The 18,749-nt window shown below is 70.1% G+C and carries 19 protein-coding genes; 8 read left to right on the forward strand and 11 right to left on the reverse strand.

Annotation, left to right across the window (positions count from 1 at the left end):
• Positions 1-10 precede the first annotated feature (10 nt).
• Positions 11-652 carry a dienelactone hydrolase family protein gene (locus N0B31_RS14355; protein ID WP_260592313.1) on the reverse strand — a complete coding sequence of 214 codons (642 nt, stop codon included), beginning with the start codon at positions 650-652 and terminating at the stop codon, positions 11-13.
• 105 nt (positions 653-757) lie between these two features.
• Here N0B31_RS14355 and N0B31_RS14360 point away from each other — a divergent pair, with 105 nt between their 5' ends.
• The 4 genes from N0B31_RS14360 (at position 758) to N0B31_RS14375 (ending at position 4,872) form a co-directional block, all read left to right on the forward strand.
• Positions 758-1,402: a phosphoribosyltransferase gene (locus N0B31_RS14360; RefSeq protein ID WP_260592314.1), complete on the forward strand. Its 645-nt coding sequence runs from the start codon at positions 758-760 to the stop codon at positions 1,400-1,402.
• A 73-nt stretch (positions 1,403-1,475) separates the two neighbouring features.
• On the forward strand, positions 1,476-3,206 hold the full coding sequence (locus tag N0B31_RS14365; RefSeq protein ID WP_260592315.1) for an adenosylcobalamin-dependent ribonucleoside-diphosphate reductase: 1,731 nt from the start codon (positions 1,476-1,478) through the stop codon (positions 3,204-3,206).
• Between the two features lie 131 nt (positions 3,207-3,337).
• The gene (locus tag N0B31_RS14370) at positions 3,338-4,495 is read left to right on the forward strand and encodes a thiolase domain-containing protein (protein WP_260592316.1); all 1,158 of its coding nucleotides are present in this window, start codon (positions 3,338-3,340) and stop codon (positions 4,493-4,495) included.
• A gap of 2 nt (positions 4,496-4,497) precedes the next feature.
• Positions 4,498-4,872 (forward strand): Zn-ribbon domain-containing OB-fold protein, encoded by a 375-nt coding sequence (locus N0B31_RS14375; protein ID WP_260592317.1) that lies wholly within the window; start codon positions 4,498-4,500, stop codon positions 4,870-4,872.
• Positions 4,873-4,889: 17 nt separating this feature from the next.
• Here N0B31_RS14375 and phaC read toward each other — a convergent pair whose 3' ends face one another.
• From phaC to N0B31_RS14400, 4 genes are all read right to left on the reverse strand, one after another.
• Positions 4,890-6,551 carry a class III poly(R)-hydroxyalkanoic acid synthase subunit PhaC gene (phaC, locus tag N0B31_RS14385; RefSeq protein ID WP_303655777.1) on the reverse strand — a complete coding sequence of 554 codons (1,662 nt, stop codon included), beginning with the start codon at positions 6,549-6,551 and terminating at the stop codon, positions 4,890-4,892.
• 176 nt (positions 6,552-6,727) lie between these two features.
• Positions 6,728-7,822, reverse strand: a complete 1,095-nt coding sequence (locus N0B31_RS14390; RefSeq protein WP_260592318.1) for a sodium:phosphate symporter — start codon at positions 7,820-7,822, stop codon at positions 6,728-6,730.
• 102 nt (positions 7,823-7,924) lie between these two features.
• On the reverse strand, positions 7,925-8,344 hold the full coding sequence (locus N0B31_RS14395; protein ID WP_260592319.1) for a universal stress protein: 420 nt from the start codon (positions 8,342-8,344) through the stop codon (positions 7,925-7,927).
• A gap of 118 nt (positions 8,345-8,462) precedes the next feature.
• The gene (locus tag N0B31_RS14400; protein ID WP_260592320.1) at positions 8,463-10,664 is read right to left on the reverse strand and encodes a PAS domain S-box protein; all 2,202 of its coding nucleotides are present in this window, start codon (positions 10,662-10,664) and stop codon (positions 8,463-8,465) included.
• Between the two features lie 309 nt (positions 10,665-10,973).
• Between N0B31_RS14400 and N0B31_RS14405 the strand changes: the two genes are divergently transcribed.
• The gene (locus N0B31_RS14405; protein WP_368389245.1) at positions 10,974-11,792 is read left to right on the forward strand and encodes a cyclase family protein; all 819 of its coding nucleotides are present in this window, start codon (positions 10,974-10,976) and stop codon (positions 11,790-11,792) included.
• Positions 11,793-11,829: 37 nt separating this feature from the next.
• Here the strand turns inward: N0B31_RS14405 and N0B31_RS14410 are convergent, their stop codons facing one another.
• Entirely contained in the window at positions 11,830-12,201 is a 372-nt protein-coding gene (locus N0B31_RS14410; RefSeq protein ID WP_260592322.1) for a hypothetical protein, read from the reverse strand.
• A gap of 247 nt (positions 12,202-12,448) precedes the next feature.
• Here N0B31_RS14410 and N0B31_RS14415 point away from each other — a divergent pair, with 247 nt between their 5' ends.
• The 3 genes from N0B31_RS14415 to N0B31_RS14425 all read left to right on the forward strand — a co-directional run bounded on the left by N0B31_RS14415 (position 12,449) and on the right by N0B31_RS14425 (position 14,997).
• The gene (locus tag N0B31_RS14415) at positions 12,449-12,748 is read left to right on the forward strand and encodes a DUF6199 family natural product biosynthesis protein (RefSeq protein ID WP_260592323.1); all 300 of its coding nucleotides are present in this window, start codon (positions 12,449-12,451) and stop codon (positions 12,746-12,748) included.
• 175 nt (positions 12,749-12,923) lie between these two features.
• Positions 12,924-13,889, forward strand: a complete 966-nt coding sequence (locus tag N0B31_RS14420; protein ID WP_260592324.1) for a fumarylacetoacetate hydrolase family protein — start codon at positions 12,924-12,926, stop codon at positions 13,887-13,889.
• A 280-nt stretch (positions 13,890-14,169) separates the two neighbouring features.
• Positions 14,170-14,997 (forward strand): sulfite exporter TauE/SafE family protein, encoded by an 828-nt coding sequence (locus tag N0B31_RS14425; RefSeq protein ID WP_260643994.1) that lies wholly within the window; start codon positions 14,170-14,172, stop codon positions 14,995-14,997.
• A gap of 192 nt (positions 14,998-15,189) precedes the next feature.
• Here the strand turns inward: N0B31_RS14425 and N0B31_RS14430 are convergent, their stop codons facing one another.
• From N0B31_RS14430 to N0B31_RS14450, 5 genes are read right to left on the reverse strand one after another with little or no spacing between them, the layout of a single operon-like run.
• Entirely contained in the window at positions 15,190-15,303 is a 114-nt protein-coding gene (locus N0B31_RS14430; protein ID WP_260592325.1) for a hypothetical protein, read from the reverse strand.
• 21 nt (positions 15,304-15,324) lie between these two features.
• On the reverse strand, positions 15,325-15,999 hold the full coding sequence (locus N0B31_RS14435; protein ID WP_260592326.1) for an ABC transporter permease: 675 nt from the start codon (positions 15,997-15,999) through the stop codon (positions 15,325-15,327).
• A complete protein-coding gene (locus N0B31_RS14440) occupies positions 16,000-17,004 on the reverse strand; it encodes an ABC transporter ATP-binding protein (RefSeq protein WP_260592327.1) in 1,005 nt (334 codons plus the stop codon).
• Positions 17,001-17,765, reverse strand: coding sequence for an ABC transporter permease (locus N0B31_RS14445; protein WP_368389188.1), 765 nt, complete (start codon positions 17,763-17,765; stop codon positions 17,001-17,003). The genes N0B31_RS14440 and N0B31_RS14445 overlap by 4 nt, the downstream gene beginning before the upstream one ends.
• Positions 17,766-17,772: 7 nt before the next feature.
• Positions 17,773-18,723: a glycine betaine ABC transporter substrate-binding protein gene (locus N0B31_RS14450; RefSeq protein ID WP_260592329.1), complete on the reverse strand. Its 951-nt coding sequence runs from the start codon at positions 18,721-18,723 to the stop codon at positions 17,773-17,775.
• Between the last annotated feature and the right edge of the window lie 26 nt (positions 18,724-18,749).

Here is an 18,749-nt window from a genome sequence, read left to right on the forward strand (position 1 = left end):
CGACGCGGTCTCAGCGGAGGGCGTCGGCGAACCAGTCGGCCGCGACGTCGGCGACCTCCTCGAGCTCCGCCTCCGCTTCGAAGAGGTGGCCCGCGCCCGGGACGACGTGGAGTTCCTTCTCGGAGGTGAGCCGAGCGTGGGCGTCGCGGTTGAGTTCGAGCACCTGGGTGTCGGCCCCGCCGACGACGAACAGGGTCGGCACGGCGATGTCCGCGAGGACCTCCGAGGCCAGGTCGACGCGACCGCCGCGCGAGACGACCGCGTGGACCGCGTCGGGCAGGCGGGCCGCCGCTCTGAGCGCGGACGCGGCCCCGGTGCTGGAGCCGAAGTAGCCCACTGGCAGTCCCTGCGTGTCCTCGCGCGTCCCCAGCCACTCGGTGACGGCGACGAGGCGGTCGGTCAGCAGCTCGATGTCGAAGCGGTTCTCGCGGACCTCGTCCTCGGACTCGGTCAGCAGGTCGAACAGGAGCGTCCCCAGTCCCCGCTCGCGGATGACCTCCGCGACGTAGTTGTTGCGGGGACTCTTGCGACTCGACCCGCTGCCGTGGGCGAACACCACCAGGCCCGTCGCGCCGGCCGGGAGGTCCAGCGACCCCTCCAGTTCGACGCCGTCGACCGGGATGTGGACGAGAGTGTCGGTCTGGTGTGCCATGCGGGAGTCGACACCGCTCGTGTGCATGACCCACACGGTCGTTCCAGCGTCGTGGGAACGTTCACGTGGTTCAGGGTGTCTGCGCGCCACGTCCGGTCGAGGACCATGTCAGCACCACGCCGATTCGCCGACCGGACCGAGGCAGGCGAACGACTCGGGGCGGCGCTCCGCGAGCGAGACCTCGACGTGGACGTCGTGCTCGCCATCCCGCGTGGCGGGCTCCCGCTGGGGCGCGCCGTCGCCGACGCGCTCGACGTGCCACTCGACGTGGTCGTCGCGTCGAAGATCGGCGCGCCCGGCAACCCGGAGTACGCCATCGGGGCCGCCGCCAGCGACGGGACCGTCTGGCGCAACGAGGAGGCCTTCGTGGGGACACGGACCGACGAGGCGTACTTCGAGCGCGAGCGGGAGCGCGAGGCCGAGAACGCACGACGGAAGGCCGAGCGATACCGGGGGGACCGTCCCGAGCCGGACCTGACCGGCAAGACCGTCGCCGTCGTCGACGACGGCGTGGCCACGGGCTCGACCGTCAGGGCGTGTCTCCAGATGCTCCGCGAGAGTGACGCCGAGCGCGTCGTGCTGGCGGTCCCGGTCGGTCCGCCACAGACCGTCGGCGAGCTGCGGGAGCTGGCCGACGAGGTGGTCTGCCTCCTGACGCCGAGGGGGTTCAGGGGTGTCGGGCAGTTCTACGACCGGTTCGACCAGGTCTCCGACGAGGAGGCGATGGCGTACCTCGACCGGTCGGCCTGAGCGCGGGCGACGACCGTACCAGTCCGTGGGAACGACCCACACGGTTAACCGCGCGCACCGCCGTGCTGGACGCATGGCGTCGCTCGACAGTGTCGCCAGGACCGTCCTGCGTCGACGCTACCTCCGGCGGGACGAGACGGGCGAGGTCGTCGAGACGCCGGACGAACTCTTCCACCGGGTCGCGGCGGACCTCGCGTCGGCCGAGGCGGCGTTCGGCGGCGACGTGGACGCGACCGAAGCGCGGTTCCACGAGGTGATGGCAGAGCGGCTGTTCCTGCCGAACTCGCCCACGCTGATGAACGCCGGGACCGACCTCCAGCAGCTCGCCGCGTGCTTCGTCCTCCCGGTCGAGGACTCCATCGAGTCCATCTTCGAGGCGCTCTCGCAGACCGCCTGCATCCACCAGAGTGGCGGCGGCACGGGCTTCTCGTTCTCGAAGCTCCGGCCCGAGGGCGACGTCGTCGGGAAGACCGGCGGCGTGGCCTCCGGCCCGGTGAGCTTCATGCAGATATTCGACAGCGCGACCGAGCAGATCAAGCAGGGTGGCCGCCGCCGCGGGGCGAACATGGGCGTCCTCCACGTCAGCCACCCCGACGTCGAGACGTTCGTCTCGGCCAAGGGCGAGGCCGACGTGCTCCGGAACTTCAACCTCTCGGTGGCGACCGACGCGGCGTTCTGGGACGCCATCGACGCCGGTGAGCCGTACGACCTCGTCAACCCCCGGACCGACGAAATCGTCCGGCAGGTCGACCCCGAGGCCCTCCTCGAACTCGTCGCCGAGATGGCGTGGGAGACGGGCGACCCCGGCGTCCTCTTCCTCGACACCATCGAGGCGGCGAACCCGACCCCGCAGCTCGGCCACATCGAGGCGACGAACCCCTGCGGGGAGGTGCCGCTACTCCCCTACGAGGCCTGCGTCCTCGGCTCGGTGAACCTCGCGGCGCACGTCGACGGCGAGACGGTCGACTGGGACCGACTCCGCGAGACGGTCCACCTCGGGGTCCGGGTGCTCGACGACGCCATCGAGCGCTCGACGTTCCCGGTCCCCGAGATCGCCGAGCGCGTGGCCGAGACCCGGAAGGTCGGCGTGGGCGTGATGGGGTTCCACGACCTGCTCGTCGACCTGCGGGTCCCGTACGGCTCGCCCGCCGCCGTCGAGGTGGCCGAGGCGGTGATGCGGTTCGTCCACGACGAGGCGTGGGCGGCCTCGCGGCAGTTGGCCGAGGAGCGCGGGCCGTTCCCGGCGTGGGAGAGCTCGGTCCACGAGACGCCGGTGCGCAACGCCACGACGACCACCGTCGCACCGACGGGGACCATCTCGTTGCTGGCGGGCTGTTCGGCCGGCATCGAGCCCATCTACAACGTCGCCTACACCAAGCACGTGCTGGGCGGGCTGGAGATACGGAACGACCGCTTCGTCGACATGGTCGAAGCTCGGGGGCTCGACGCCGAGGTGCTGCTCGAGGACCTCCACGACCGGACGACGATACAGGACGTCGAGTCGATACCCGACGACGTGAAGCGGCTGTTCCAGACGGCCCACGACCTCCCGCCGCGCCAGCACCTCGCGGTGCAGGCCGCCTTCCAGCGCCACACGGACAACGCGGTCAGCAAGACGGTCAACCTCCCCGCGTCGGCCTCCGTCGCGGACGTCGAGTCGGTGTTCCGGACCGCCCGCGAACTCGACCTCAAGGGCGTCACCGTCTTCCGGAGCGGCGCGAGCACGGGTCAGGTGCTCGGTGAGGCCCCCCGCCGCGAGGAGTGCGTGAGCGAGTGTGACTACGTCGCCCCGGGTCGGGAGTGACCTGCCGAGGGCTCGCCGGGAGCCACCGACGTCCGTCGCGTGGCGGCCACACACTGTCCCGTTCGAGACGGTTCCCGACCGGCGGGAACGGACGGTGGCCCTAATCGACCCACCGTGCTACGCGTCGACACATGTCGACACACATCGCCGGTGTCGGGAGTACCCGGTACGACGCGTTCCCGGAGTCGTCGTCGCGGGAACTGTTCGCCGAGGCGGCCGCCGAGGCGTTCCAGGACAGCGGCGTCGCGCCGGCCGACCTCGACGCCGTCTACGTCGGGAACTTCGTGGCCGACCTCGTCGAGGACCAGGGTCACGTGGGACCGCTACTCGCCGACCACGTGGGGGCCCGTGAGGCGGCCTCGATAAGCGTCGAGAGCGCCTGCGCCTCGGGCGGCGCCACGTTCCGACAGGCGGTCCAGGCCGTCGAATCGGGGGCGGCCGACGCCGTCCTCGCGGGCGGAGTCGAACAGCTGTCGGTCGCGGACGCCGAACACGTCACCGACGCGCTCGCCAACGCGGCCGACGACGTCTACGAGAACGAGCAGGGGCTGACGTTCCCGGGCATCTACGCGCTGCTGGCCCGGCAGTACATGCACACCTACGGCGCGACGCGCGAGGACCTCGCCGCCGTCTCGGTCAAGAACCACGAGAACGCCGTCGAGAACCCGCTCGCCCAGTTCAGGAAGGCCGTCCCGATGGACGAGGTGCTGGCCTCGCGGCCCATCGCGACGCCGCTCCGGCTCTACGACGCCTGTCCCATCTCCGACGGCGCCAGCGTCGCCATCGTCGTCGGCGAGGCGTTCGCCGCCGACCACGACCTCGACACGTCGGTCACCGTGCTCGGGACGGGGCAGTCGAGCGACGCGCTCGCGCTGCAGGACCGCGCGGCCCTCGACCGGCTCCCGGCGGCCGAACGCGCGGCCGAACGGGCGTACGCCGACGCCGGTGTCGAACCAGACGGCGTCGACGTCGCGGAGGTCCACGACTGCTTCACCATCGCCGAGGTGCTGGCACTCGAGGCGCTGGGGTTCTACGAGCGGGGCGAGGGCACCCGTGGCGCCGTCGAGGGGGAGACGGCGGTCGACGGGTCCCTCCCGGTGAACACGTCCGGCGGGCTCATCGGGAAGGGCCACCCCGTCGGGGCGACCGGCGTCGGCCAGCTCGTCGAGTTGACGAAGCAGCTCGAGGGGCGACACCCGAACCAGGTCGACGGGGCCGAGACGGCCCTCGCGCACAACGTGGGGGGCAGCGGGGCGAGCACGACCGTGACAGTACTCGGGGGTGTCTGACCGTGCCCGCGTGGTTCGACGCCTTCGCGGAGGCGGTCGCGGCCGACGAACAGTGGTACCTCACCTGCGGGGCCTGCGGCGAGGGGACGCTCCCGCCGCGGACCGTCTGTCCGGATTGTGGCGCCACCGACCTGTCCCGCGAACCGCTCGACGACCGGGGGACGGTCGTCTCGTTCACCGAGATATCGGTCACCGTCCCGAAGTTCCACGGCGAGACCCCGTACACGGTCGCGCTGGTGGCGTTCGACGCGGGCGTCACCCTCACGGGACAGCTCCGGGACGCGACCGCCGAGGACGTCGCCATCGGGGACCGGGTCGCCCTCGGCGTGGAGCGACGCGAGGGGGAGACGCCGGTCCTCACGTTCCGGCCGGCGTAGCGGGGGGGCCGCTCCCGTCAGTCGTCCGTCTCCGCGGCCGCCTCCAGCCCGACCAGCGCTCGCGCCCGGTCGACGAAGGTGCGGGCCAGTCGCTCGCCGACGCCGGCTGCCGCCGCGACGGTCGGGGCGTCCGCCACGGCGAGGTCCGCGACGGACTCGATACCCGCGTCCCGGAGTCGCGCCGCGTAGGTCGGTCCGACGCCCTCCAGTTCCTCGAGGTCGTACACCGAGGCGACCGCGACCGACTCGACCGACTCCTCGACCTCCGTCCGGGTGGCCTCGCCCACGCTCCGGACGACCGTCGTCTGGACGCCCTCGTCCGTCGCGACCGTGACGGCGATGCCGTCCGCGTCGCCGGACAGTTCGATGTCGACGCCGAGCGCCGCCTCGAGGAACCGCTCGACGGCCACCGGGTCCCGCCGGACGACCGCTCTGGATATCTCGCCGTCGGCGTCTCCCACGCCGACCGCCATCTCGTCGACGTCGCCGACGCCCACGTCGGTCTCGACGTCGACGCCGAGCGCCGCCTCTACCCCCTCGCCGAGCACGTCGGCGAGCGTCGGGTGGTCGGACTGCTCGAGGAACCACTCGGCGACCTCCGGCCAGACGTCGCGGTGCGCCCCGTTCGACATCGCGAGGCCGACGTGGCCGCTCGGGTACTCGATGGTCGTCACGTCGTCGGTGCCGACGACCTCGTTGAACGGGGTGCTGGCGTCGGGCGGTACGAGGCTGTCGTAGGTGCCGACGATCTGGAGGAGCGGCACGTCGATCCGCTCGACGTCGACGGGCTCGCCCCCGACGGTCAGTTCGTTCCGGTAGAGCTCGTTGCGCTGGTAGATGCGCTCGACGAACTCGGCGTACGCCTCGCCAGCGAGGTCGACCGGGTCCGAGAGCCAGCGCTCCATCCGCGCGAAGTTCCGCACGAAGTCCTCGTTCTCCAGCCGCTCGGCGAGCCGGACGTACTTCGTGACGGTGTTCGCGACGGGGTCCATGAGCTGGAACCCGGCCGCGAGGAACTCGCCGGGGACGTTCCCGTGCACCTCGCGCAGCCGACGGGGGTCGAAGTACGCCTCGTCGCCCCACAGTTCGAGGACGCCGCCGGTGTCCTCGAGGTACAGCGGGGCGGCCAGCAACGCGAGCGCGTTCACCTTCTCGGGGTGGAGGGCGGTGTAGATGGCCGACATCGTGCCGCCCATGCAGTAGCCGAGGAGGTTGATGGCCGCCTGCCCGGAGCGCTCGCGGACCACGTCGACGCAGTTGTCGAGGTAGCGCCCGACGTAGTCCTCCAGCCCGAGGTGTCGGTCGAGCCGCGAGGGGTCGCCCCAGTCGACGAGGTAGACGTCGTGGCCGGCCTCGAGCAGCCGGCGGACGATGGACCGGTCGGGCTGGAGGTCGAGGATGTACGGCCGGTTGATGAGGGCGTAGACGACGAGGACGGGGACGGCGTGCTGGTGGTCGGTGAGCGACTCGTAGCGACGTAGTTCGAGCTTGTTCTCGGTGTAGACGACCTCGCTCGGGGTCTGTCCGACCTCGACGGTGGTGGCGTCGGCGAGTCGGCCGGGGAGGAGCGTCGCCTCGCGTGCCGCCTCCGTGGCCGTCTCGAGGGCCGCCCGCTGGAACGTGCGCACCAGCGCGAGGGGAGACGCGGCGGGCGGGGACGGGGACTCCTCAGCGGGCATCGGTATCGTGTCGGGGGTGGCTCGGCGGTGGACCGTACATCGGCGCTCTCGACGTCGGAGAGGGCACGCGGGGGCAAAAGCCGGTGGGGGATTCCCGAGATGCGGGAACACGGGACGCAGGGATATGGGGCACGGCGACCCACGGGGCCGGCGTTCTCGCGACCGACCGCTCGGTGCTACCCGACGACGAGCGAGCCGCCCACCAGCAGGAGGGGGACGAACACGAGCGCGAGGCCGAAGGCGACGAACGCCCGGCGGTCGGTGAGGAGCCGGTCGTCGACGCCGAGGACGACCCGACTGTAGGCGTCGTGTGCGAGGAGCGCCGCGCCCGTCAGGAGCGAGGCGACACCGAGGAGGACGAGCACGACGGCGACGCCGGCGGGTGAGTCGAGCAGCACCGCCACGGCGAGCGTGTCGAACAGCGTCCCGAGGTTCGCACCGAGGACGTACGGGACGAGTTCCTCGCGCTCGACGTAGCCGCGGTTGTACAGCGGGACGACGACGCCGAGCGAGAACGCGACGCTCGTGGTCACGACGGTGACCAGCAGGCCGGCGAGGAAGGAGAGCCGCGTGCTCCGGAAGTGCCGGAAGAGCCGCGCTCGCAGCGTCGCCGTCTCGACGCTCGCGAGGAGGCGGTCGAACAGCCGCAGGCTCCCGAACAGCACGCCGACGGCGAGGACGACGGCGAGCCCGGGGCCGAGCCACGCCGTGAGGAGGTTGGCGGCCGGCTCGAAGAGCGACAGCGGCCGGAGTGTGGCCGTCGAGCCACCGGTGGTGGCCTGCGCGGGCGTACCGACGAGCGGGAGTGCGAGGTACCCCACCAGCGTCGCCGGGAGGTAGACCGAGTGGGTCAACAGGAAGGTGAGCAGCCCCACCTCGACGGCCTCCGGGAGCGAGTAGCGTTCCTTCTGGAGGAAGTCGAGGACGCCGACGAGCACGACGACGCTGGCGGCGCCGAGACGCGACCCCGCGACCAGCAGGAACAGTTCGGGCGCGGTGACGATCTCGGCGGCGAACAGCGAGACCGCGAGCGCCGCGACGACCGACCCGTTGGCGAGGACGGACGCGCCGAGCCAGCCGAGGCCGAGGGCCGCGGCGTCGCCCACGACGAGTCGGGCGAGCACGCGCTCGACGAGGGGCGCGGCCGCGGCGGTGGCCGTCCCCAGCAACTGGACGGCGAACAGGAACGAGACGACGACGCCGAGGACGCCCAGTACGAGCGACCACGGGCCGCCGACTCGCGCGGTGAGTGTCTGGATTCGGGGGACCATCGTGTGTACCTGTCGCCGGTGCCCGTCGCCTCGGTTCGGCGGGCGGCTCGACCGGCCGTATGACGGGCCCCGGACGCCCGTCGAAAGAGGCTTGCGGGGCAGTCAGGTCGCCGCGTCGACGACCACGACCTCCCGGTCGGCGAGTTTCGAGACTCGCCGGCCGACGCCGGAGAAGTGCTCCGCGTGGTCGCCGTGCTCGCCGACGACGATGACGTCGGCGTCGACCTCGGCGGCGTACTCGAGGATGACCTCCTCGGGGACCCCGTGTCTGGTGTCGCCGTCGACCGCGACGGCCTCGCCGGCCGCCAGCGCCGTCACCTCCTCGACGGTCAGGACGGCGTGGTCCTCGGCGTAGATGGTCGCGAGTTCGGCCGCGCCGAGCGCGGGGTCGTCGAAGCGCCGCTGGTCGACGACACACAGGACGTACAGCGGGACGTCACGCGCCGCCGCGAGGTCGATGGCCTCGGCCGCCGCCCGTCGTGCGTACTCGCTCCCGTCGGTCGCGAGCAGGATAGCGCCCATGGTCGCGGGACCACGTGGACGGCGTTAACTGTTCGTCGTGGTTCCCACGGGGGCGGAACGGTCACGGGTCCCGAGCAGTTCGCGTGGCGAGAGCGTGCGGGCGACCGGCGACGGCCGCCTAGCGTTCGAGGTCGACCCCGCCGATCTCGATGCACGCACCGCCCTCGCCGTCGCGGAGCCCGACCGTCCAGCCGTGTGCGGTCGCGATCCGCTCGACGATGCTCAGCCCGAACCCGGTCCCGTCGTGGGCCGTGGAGAAGCCGGCCTCGAACACCTGGTCGCGGTCGGCCCCGGGGATCCCTGGCCCGTCGTCGGCGACGTAGAACCCGTCACCGTCGGACAGGTCGCCGACGGTGACGGTGACTTCCGGGCCGCCGTCTTCGACAGTGTCGCCGGGGCGGGAAGCGCCTCGGCTGGTCGTCGAGCCGTGCTCCACCGCGTTGCGAAAGAGGTTCTCCAGCAACTGCTTGAGCCGACTCCGGTCGGCGTGTATCCGCCGGTCGGTCACCACCTGGAGCGTCGCGTCGGCGGTGTGGACGGTCTGCCAGCAGCCCTCGGCGAGGACGGCGAGGTCCACCACCTCCGTCTGGCTCACCTGCTTCCCCTCCCGGGCGAGCATCAGGAGGTCGTCGACGAGGGTCTCCATCCGGGCGTGTGCGTTCTCGATGCCGTCGAGGTGGTCGCTGTCGCACTCCTCGCGGACGAGGTCGGTACGGCCTTTCGCCACGCCGAGCGGGTTCCGGAGGTCGTGACTGACGACGCTCGCGAACTGCTCGAGTTGCCGCTCGCGCTGCTTGCGGTCCGAGATGTCACGGCTGATGACGATGAACCGGGGCTCGCCGTCGACGGTGTGGCGCCGGATGTGGATCTCGACGGGGAACGTACTCCCGTCCTCGCGTCGATACCGGCCCTCCATCTTCGTCTGTGCCGTCTCGTCCATCTCCGCCCAGACACCCGTCGCCTCCTCGGGGTCGATGGTCTCGTCCAGTTCCCACACGTGCATCCCCGTGAGTTCGGCCTTCGAGTAGCCGGTCAGCTCGCAGAGCCGCGGGTTGGCCTCGACGATGCGTCCGTCCGCGTCGTGGATGTCGACCATGTCGGGCGACTCGTCGAACAGCGACTGGAGTCGAGCGGTGGTCCGACGGAGGGCCTGTTCGCGCTCACGACGTTCGTTGATGTCACGACTGTTGACGACGATGCCACCGATGTCAGGGTTGTCGCGGTAGTCGGTGCCGCGGATCTCGATCCATCGCCACTCGTCGTCGGCCGTCCGGAGTCGGGCCTCGTGACTGACCCGGTCTTCCTCGCCGGTCAGGATCCGCTCGAACGCCGCCCAGGTCGACTCCCTGTCCTCGGGGTGCACGATTTCGAACCCGTTCTCGCCGACGAGTTCGTCCTCACCGTAGCCGAGGATACGGGTCACCGACGGGCTCTGGTACTGTATCCGGCCCGCCTCGTCCAGCACCGTGATGATGTCGGTCGACCCCTCGAGGTAGGCCCGGTACTGCTCGAGTTCCGCCTCGCGCGCGGTCCGCTCGGTGACGTCCTGGAACAGCGAGACGATGGAGACGACGTCGCCGTCGTCGTCGGTGACGATACGGTTGTGCCACTCGCAGACGATCCGCTCGCCGTCCTTCCGGACGTTCTCGTCGACGCTCCGGTGGCCACCGACCTGCTGGGCGAGGTCCGTCGTGACCGAATCCACGTCGTCGTAACTCTCCTCGCTCACGAGCAGGTCCCAGCTCTCGCCGAGCAGTTCGTCTTCGGCGTAGCCGAGGATCTCCTGCCCCACCTCGTTCACCCGGACGATCTCGAAGTCCTCGTCGTACTCGAGCACGCCGAGTGGCGACTGCTCGACGAACAGCGAGAGGCGGCGCTGGCTGGCCTCGAACGCGGCCGTCGCGCGGTACTGCTCGACCGCGTTCTCGACGCGGTTGGCGAGGACGGCGTACTGGCCCGTCCCGGTCTCCTTCTGGAGGTACTCCGTGACACCGGTCGAGATGGCCTCGCTGGCCACCTCCTCGCTCCCCTTCCCGGTGAACAGGACGAACGGGAGGTCGGGGGCGTCCTCACGGACCGCGGCGAGGAAGTCGAGCCCGTTCCGCCGGGGCATGTCGTAGTCGGAGACGATGCAGTCGTAGCGGGTCTCGTCGAGTCGGGCGAGCCCCTCCTCGACGCTGGTGGCCGTGGTCACGTCGAACCGACCGTTCTCGCGTTCGAGGTGGTAGGCGACGAGTTCGCCGAACCCCGGTTCGTCGTCCACGTGGAGGACCGCGATGGGCTCCGGTCCGTGGGCAGCGTCGACGGGACCGCGTCTCATCGGCCGGCCGCCATCGAGTGATCCCCATCCGGCGTGAGGCAGGGTGGTGTACAGGTCATGCGTGGGTCGCGAGACGCCGACCCTGTCCACGGACGGGACACACCGAGCCGACTCGGCCGGCGTGTCGCTGGACGTTCCCCTCCGGGCGGCGCCTCGGTTCGAGTCCGAAATCGTATGCTGTTCGTGATATAGATTCGGTAAGACTCGACGACAGAGGGGTCGACGGCCACCGCGGGCGTCGACGGCGGGGAGTCCCGCCCCCGACGAATCATTAAGTCGCCCGGACACCCGCTGTGAGAGACAGTGACACTGGACCTCACCGACACCGAACTGGTCGACCTCAGCATCGGCATCGAACCGGACGCGCCGAGCGAACCGTTCCCCGGCAGCGTCGAGTACCACTCGCACGAGGACGGGGCCGAACTGCTGGCCGAGAACCTCCACGGGCTCGGCATCGAGGACGTCGACGCCGCGGACTTCCCCGACGGTATCGGGCTGGCGTGGGAGGAGGTCCACGCCATCACCCACACGGGGACGCACCTCGACGCGCCGTGGCACTACGGCCCCGAGTCCGGCGGCGAACCGGCGAAGACCATCGACGAGGTCCCGCTGGAGTGGTGTCGCGGGAACGCCGTCGTCCTCGACTTCACGTGGAAGGAACCGGGGAGCGAGATCACGCCCGACGAGCTAGACGCGCAACTCGAGGCACTCGACCACGAACTCGCGCCCGGCGAGATCGTCCTGCTGGAGACCGGTGCCGACGACCTGTGGGGCACGCCGGAGTACCTCACCGAGTTCCCCGGCATGAGCGGCGCGGCGACGAAGCACCTCGTCGAGCAGGGCGTGAAGGTGATCGGGACCGACGCGTACGGGTTCGACAAGCCGTTCGGCGAGATGGGTCGGCGCTACGTCGAGACCGGCGACGAGGGGGAGCTGTGGCCGGCGCACTTCGCCGGCCGCGACGTGGAGTACTGCCAGATCGAGAAGCTCGCGAACCTCGACGCCCTGCCCCGGCGGACGGACGTGCCGCTGGTGACGTTCCCGGTGGTCGTCGAGGGCGCGAGCGCCGGGTGGGTGCGGCCGGTCGCGATGTTCGACGAGACCCTCGGGGGCGAAGGAGACGCGTGAGGCGCGTACCTCCGCCGACTCCGGCGGAGAGACCGCTTCAGGCCTCTCGACGCTGTCGCAGCGCCAGGACGACGAGGAGCACGACCAGGACGACCTGGACCACCTTGTCCAGATAGCCGACGGCCGTGTACTCGCCCGCCTTCGCGACGTACCAGAGGGGTATCTGTACGGCCGTGAACGGCACGGCGGCGACCGTGAGTGTGTGACGGCGGACCCCACGGAGGTACAGCACGATACCGCCAACGAACCCGACGCCCGCGAGGAAGACGGGCGGTGCCCCCTCGACGACCCCCGCGTAGAGGTGCGTCAGAGCCGAGATACCCAACAGCACGATGACCACCCGCTCTAGCGTCGAGAGTTCCGGGCCGCCCAGGAGTCCCGTCGACGATCGCTCGGTCGCTGTATCCACGGACGTAGTGTGTGGTCCCACCGACAAGTAACTTGCCTTTATTGCGCAATACACTCACTCGGGGAGCGCCGGACCGAGCGCGCGCTGTACGAGCACCGACGTACGGCACTTGCCGCTATCACAGCCTCGTTTGCGCTTTTCGTCGCCGGTGTGGCTCCTACGTCCTCGCGTCACACACGACTTCGTTCGCAGCGAGTATTGCTATTCTTTCGAAATTCTAATACACCGGGCGGTCGAACTGTGTGTCGTGTTCGGACGATCTGACTGCAACAAGATGGGTGCACTCTGGGCGATCGTACAGGGACTGTTCGCCGCCGTAGCGCCGCGACGGAGCGTCGCGCTCGGACGACGGATGCTGAGCATGAGCTTCGAGAACACCGAGCAGCTCGAGCCACGCGCCTCGTACCTCAGGCAGGTTCGGGCCATGGGAATCGGGCTCGCTGCCGCTGGCATCGCCGGATTCGTCATGGAGACCGTCGCCGAGGACGACGCGGCCCCGGACGGCGGGGCCGCGGGCGAAGTCGCCGAGTCGACGGACTCGGCCTGAACGACTCGTCGTCGCTTCTTCGACGCCGCACCGCTGGGTGACGGCGCTCGTCGTCGTGGGCACCCCCCGTCAGGAGACCGTGGCGGGAGACGGGTCCCACCACGCGACCCCGGTCGGGCCCACGGTGCGAGGCGCCCCAGTGTTTATGCCGAGTGCTGGCACACCGGACGGGTACATGAAGCTCGCCAGTTTCGCGGTCGAGACACCCACCGGCCGACAGCGACGGGTCGGTGTGAAGGTCGACGACGGACTCGTGGACGTGACGAGCGCGTACGCGGCCCGTCTCGCGGCCGAGGGCGTCGCGGCGGCCGACGAACTCGCCCGAGCGACCGCCCCACCCGAGATGGTCGCGTTCCTCGAACGAGGTGACCGCGCACTCGAGGCCGCCCGCGAGGCCCGCGAGTACGCACTGTCGACCGACGAGCACCACCACGCCGACGGTGGGCGACTCGTCTTCGCCCTCGACGAGGTCGACCTCCTCAGCCCGGTCCCCCGCCCCACGTCGCTCCGGGACTGCATGGTGTTCGAGGAGCACGTGCAGAACAGCCTCGGCGAGGAGATCCCGGACGTCTGGTACGAGCGGCCCATCTACTACAAGGGGAACCCCGGCTCCGTGGTCGGCCCCGGCGACGAGGTGGCGTGGCCGGCCTACAGCGAGACGGTCGACTACGAACTGGAGGTCGCCGCCGTCGTCGGCAAGGAGGGCCGGGACATCCCGGTCGAGGCGGCCGACGAGTACATCGTGGGCTACACGGTCTTCGACGACTTCAGCGCCCGCGACACCCAGATGGCCGAGATGCAGGGCCGTCTCGGGCCGGCGAAGGGGAAGGACTTCGCGAACGCGCTCGGGCCGTACCTGACGACGGCCGACGCCATCGACATCGGCGAGGCGGGGATGACCGCGACGGTCGACGGCGAGGTCTGGTCGGAGGGGACGCCCGGCCACATGGAGCACAGTTTCGCCGACATCGTCGCGTACATCTCGCAGTCGGAGACGCTCTATCCGGGCGACGTCATCGGGAGTGGGACCGTCGGCGAGGGCTGTGGCCTGGAACTCGGGCAGTTCCCCGAGTTCGGCGACACCGTCGCGCTGACCGTCGAGGGCATCGGGACGCTGGAGAACCGCATCGCGCCGCGGTGAGTCGCGGGCAGCGCGGAGGTGACGGCGTCGCCGCCAGGCGCGGTCTTCGACGGCGTTCGAGAGTCACACCAGAACGCTTTGGCCGCCTTCGCTGTCAGGTCGTTCGAACACAGATGCAGGGGACACGGAGCCGTCGGTGGGGAGTCGCCGTGCGCTCGAGGCTCGTCGCCAGTCTCGTGGCATCGAGTACGCCCGCGATGGCCCACACCGGGACGACCACCGCGAGCGTGACCGCCGAGTCGAGCCCGCCGAGCGCCGCACGACGGGGGGAGGTGGGGCGCTGACCACGAGCCTCCCACCGGTCCTCCACACGGGGCTCTCGACGAGCGGGCAGGTCGAGCTCTCTGTGTTCCTGCTCGTCGGCCTGCTCGGCGGCGCGCACTGCCTCGGGATGTGTGGCCCGCTCGTGACGGTGTACGCCGACCGTCTCCGTGACGGTGGGAGCCAGCGCAGCGACGGGCGTCGGGGCGGCGTCACCTTCCGCGAACTCCGCCAGCACCTCCTGTTCAACCTGGGTCGGACGGGGAGCTACGCCGCGCTTGGCGGCCTGTTCGGGCTGGCCGGCGCGCTGTTCTACGACGCGGCCGAGACCGTCCTCGTCGTGGGGGGCTGGGTCCGCGCGACGCTCGGCCTGACGATGGGGTTGCTCGTCGTCGGGACCGGGCTCCGCTATCTCGGGGGCGACTACGGCGGCCACGCAGCTGGGGGGCGCCTCCCGCTGGTCGGTCGGCTGGCGTCACTGTTCGGGCGCCTCCAGGCGCGGATAGACGGGTGGGTCCACGGTCCGGGTATCGTCGCACTCGGGCTGGTTCACGGGCTGTTGCCGTGTCCGCTGCTCTACCCGGCGTACCTCTACGCGTTCGTCCGTGGCTCGCCGACGACCGGCGTCCTCACGCTGGGCGTCCTCGGCCTGGGGACCGTCCCCGCCCTGTTCGCCTACGGGACGGTGCTCGGGACGGTAGGCGCGACCGGCCGCGAGCGCCTCCACCGGGCGCTCGGCGTGGCGTTCCTCGTCCTCGGGCTGATGCCGATCGCCCACGCGCTCGCGCTGTTCGGGCTCCAGGTTCCGCACCTCGAACCGCCGATCTACCAGCCGCTCGGCGGGTGACCGACGGGGACGGGTGAACGCCGGAGTGCCGTCGTCCTCGCTCGGCCCCGATCTCCACCCGAAGCAGTGCCGTTTCTGGTATCCACGGGTACGTTTCACACGATAGGCAGCGGGCCTCGACTCGAAGGCGAGCGCGAACGTGTCGCGTGACCACCCGTCGTCGGGACGCCGCCCGTCTTCCTCGTGGTGGGGCTACCGCCAGTCGTTCAGGACGACTGCCGCGGGACCGGGACAGGTGCCGACCCCGAGGGCGGAGTAGAGCCCGCAGGTGCCGGTCGGCCCGGTCACGAGCGCGATGACGGCCACGAGGCCACGGGGTGGGGCGACTCAGGCGCCGGCCGCCGACGCGTTCTGGAGCCCCTCGCCACCGAGCCGACGCTCGACGAGCGCGAACAGCGAGTCCATCCCGATGGCGAGCAGCGCGCCGGGGATGGCGCCCGCGAGCACCTGCGGCATGTTGAACAGTTTGATGCCGACGACCACCCAGAGGCCGAGCCCGCCGCCGCCGATGAAGAAGGCGAGGTAGGCCGTCCCGACGGTGATGACCGAGGCGGTCCGGATGCCCGCGAAGATGACGGGGAGCGCGAGCGGGAGCTGTATCTGCTTGAGTATCTCCCAGTCGGTCATCCCCATGCCACGGGCGGCCTCGACGGTGGACGCGTCGACGTCCTCGATGCCCGCGATGGTGTTGGTGAGGATGGGGAGGATGGCGTAGGTGAACAGGCCGACCAGCGCCGTCGTGAACCCGATACCGAGGACGGGGAACACGAGGAAGATGATGGCGATGGTGGGCACCGACTGTGCGACGTTGCCAGTCCCGAGGATGTAGCCCTTCAGTCTAGGTCGCCGGGTCGCGAGGATACCGGCGGGGACGGCCACGAGGATGGCACAGACCACCGCGACGACCACGAGCTGGAGGTGCGTGGTGAGCAGTTCGACGAACTCCGTCTGGTTCTCGAGGAGGTAGCGCCACGCCGCCGGGAGCTGTTCGACGAGCCCCATCTACGGTCCCCCGTCTCGACTGCCGCGGATGGCGGCCTCGGTCACGACACCGACCACCTCGTCGTCGCGGGTGACCGGGAGCGCGTCGACACCGCCCTGGATGAGCCGTGAGAGCGCGACCTGCGTGCTGTCGGTCGGCTCCACCGGGACGACGTCGCCAGCCTCGCCGACGACGTGCTCCGCGTGCCCGTTGCCCTCGACGGTGGCGACCACCTCGCCGTGCTCCTCGGTGGGCTCCTCCATGACCTCGCGGACCGGCGTCACCTGGAGCTGTTTCAGCGTCCGGTCGGCGCCGATGAAGTCCTCCACGAACTCGTTCTTGGGGTTCGCCAGTATCTCGTCGGGCGTGTCGTACTGGACGACCTCGCCGACGTCGAAGATGGCGATGCGGTCGCCCATCTTCAGCGCCTCGTCGATGGAGTGCGTGACGAACAGGATGGTGGTGTTGATCTCCGCCTGGATGTCGAGGAACTCCTGCTGGAGGTTCTCTCGGGTGATGGGGTCGAGCGCCCCGAACGGCTCGTCCATCAGCATCACGTCCGGGTCGGCTGCGAGCGCCCGGGCGACGCCGACGCGCTGGCGCTGACCACCCGACAGTTCGGTGGGATACTGGTCGCGGTACTGCTCTGGCGGGAGGTCCATCAGCTCGAGGAGTTCGTCGACGCGCTCCTCGATGCGCCCCTCGTCCCAGCCCTTGAGGTCAGGGACCGTCGCGATGTTCTCGCCGACGGTCATGTGGTCGAACAGGCCGATCTCCTGGATGACGTAGCCGACCTGCCGGCGGAGGTCTATCTCGTCGAGCTCGGAGATGTCGGTCCCGCCGAAGTAGACCGTCCCCTCGGTCGGGTCCTCGAGGCGGTTGACGAGCTTCATCGTCGTCGTCTTGCCACACCCCGAAGGGCCGACGAGGACGGTCGTCGTGCCCTCCTCGACGGTGAAACTGATCTCCTCGATGGCCACGGTACCGTCCGGATACTCCTTGGTTACGTTCTCGAACTCTATCATGCCGTCTCACCCGCACTCGTGCCTGTGTCCGGGGCCGTGTCGGTGCCGGTGACGGCACCCCGGACCAGCCGCGGTAGCTCGACGTCCTCGCCGTTGCGCAGCCTGAGGACGCGCTCGATCAGCCCGAAGCCGTAGTCGACGGACAGCGTCAGCAGCGACAGCACCACCGTCCCGACCACGAGCTCCTCGATGTCCGGCTCGGAGACGCCGTTGAAGATGAGGTCACCGAGGCCGCCGGCCCCGATGAACGCGCCGATGGCCGCGATGCCGATGAGCACGACCACGGCGTTACGGACCCCAGCCATGATGACCGGGAGCGCCATCGGGAGTTTCACCCGACGGAGCCGTTCGAACCGGGTCATACCGAGTCCCGTGCCGGCCTCAACGGCCGCCTGGTCGACGCGGTCCAGCCCCACGTACGTGTTGCGGATGACCGGCAGCTGCGAGTAGAGCACCAGCGCGACGACGACCGGCGGCTGGCCGATACCGAACGCGGGGATGAGCAGGCCGAACAGCGCGATGCTCGGCACGGTCATCATCACGCCAGCGAGCCAGAGTACGACCGTCGCCGCCCGGTCGTTGTACGTGATGAGCGTCCCGACCACGACCCCGAGCGGCACCGCGATGGCGATGGCCTGGGCGATGATGGCGACGTGCTGGAGCGTGAGTCGGACGAGACTGTCGGCGTTCGAGGTGAGGTACTCGACGTAGCTACCGACGAACAGGGGGCCGCTCACGACAGACGAGGCGAGAGGGGACATCGGGAGCTCAGATCAGGCCTTCGTTCGACAGGAACTCACGAGCGGTCTTCTGTGGGTCGCCACCGTCGATTGACACCTGCTTGTTCAGGCTCCGGATCTTCTCGGTCGAGAGCGTCGGGCCGATGGCGTTCAGCGGCTCCTCGATGCTGGGTGCGGACTCCAGCGCGTCCTGGTTCACGAGCGGCGCCGGGTTGTAGACCGGGAAGAACTGCTCGTCGTCTTCGAGCACGGTGAGGTCGAACCTGACGATCTTCGGGTTCGTGTTGAAGCCGACCCCGACCTGCGCGTCCCCCTGGCCGACCGTCTGGTAGGTTAGCCCCGAGTCGACGTTCGTCACCTGGATGTCCGACAGGGCGCCGTCGAAGCCGTAGTGCTTCGCGACGCCGGGCCACCCGTCGGCCCGGTTCTCGAACTCGGCGTTCAGCACGACGGTGAAGTCGGTGTTGCCTCCGTTCACGTACTCGGCGAACCCGGAGAGCGTCTCGACGCCGGTCTGTTCCACCCAGTCTGGGTTCGCCGTCAGCACGTACGTGTTGTTGAACGGTGCCCGCTGCAGGAAGTCGAGGCTGTGCTCGCTCTGGACCTCCTCGTCGACCTTCTGGTAGATCTGCTGCGGGTCCGTGATGACCTCGTCGTGTTTCGGCGGGAGCGTCGCCCACGCGGTCCCCGTGTACTCCCAGTAGAGGTCGATCTCGTCGCTCTTGACCGCCCGGAAGTTCGTGGTCGTCCCGCCCAGTCCGACCTCGTTCACGACCTCGACGTCGGCGTTGGCGTCGAGCGCCTCGTAGGCCATGTGGCCGAGCAGTTCCTGCTCGGTGAACTGCTTGGAGCCGACCTTGACCGCGGTCCCCCCGCCCCCGAGGAAGCTCGAACAGCCGGCCAGCGAGGTGAGGCCGACTGCACCACCCGCAACGGCCCCCCGTTTCAGTACCTGTCGTCGCGTGTGCTTCACTGTCATAGTCTACCGGGAGTGTCGGAGCAATC

This window comes from Salinirubellus salinus, from assembly GCF_025231485.1.
Taxonomy (GTDB): domain Archaea; phylum Halobacteriota; class Halobacteria; order Halobacteriales; family Haloarculaceae; genus Salinirubellus; species Salinirubellus salinus.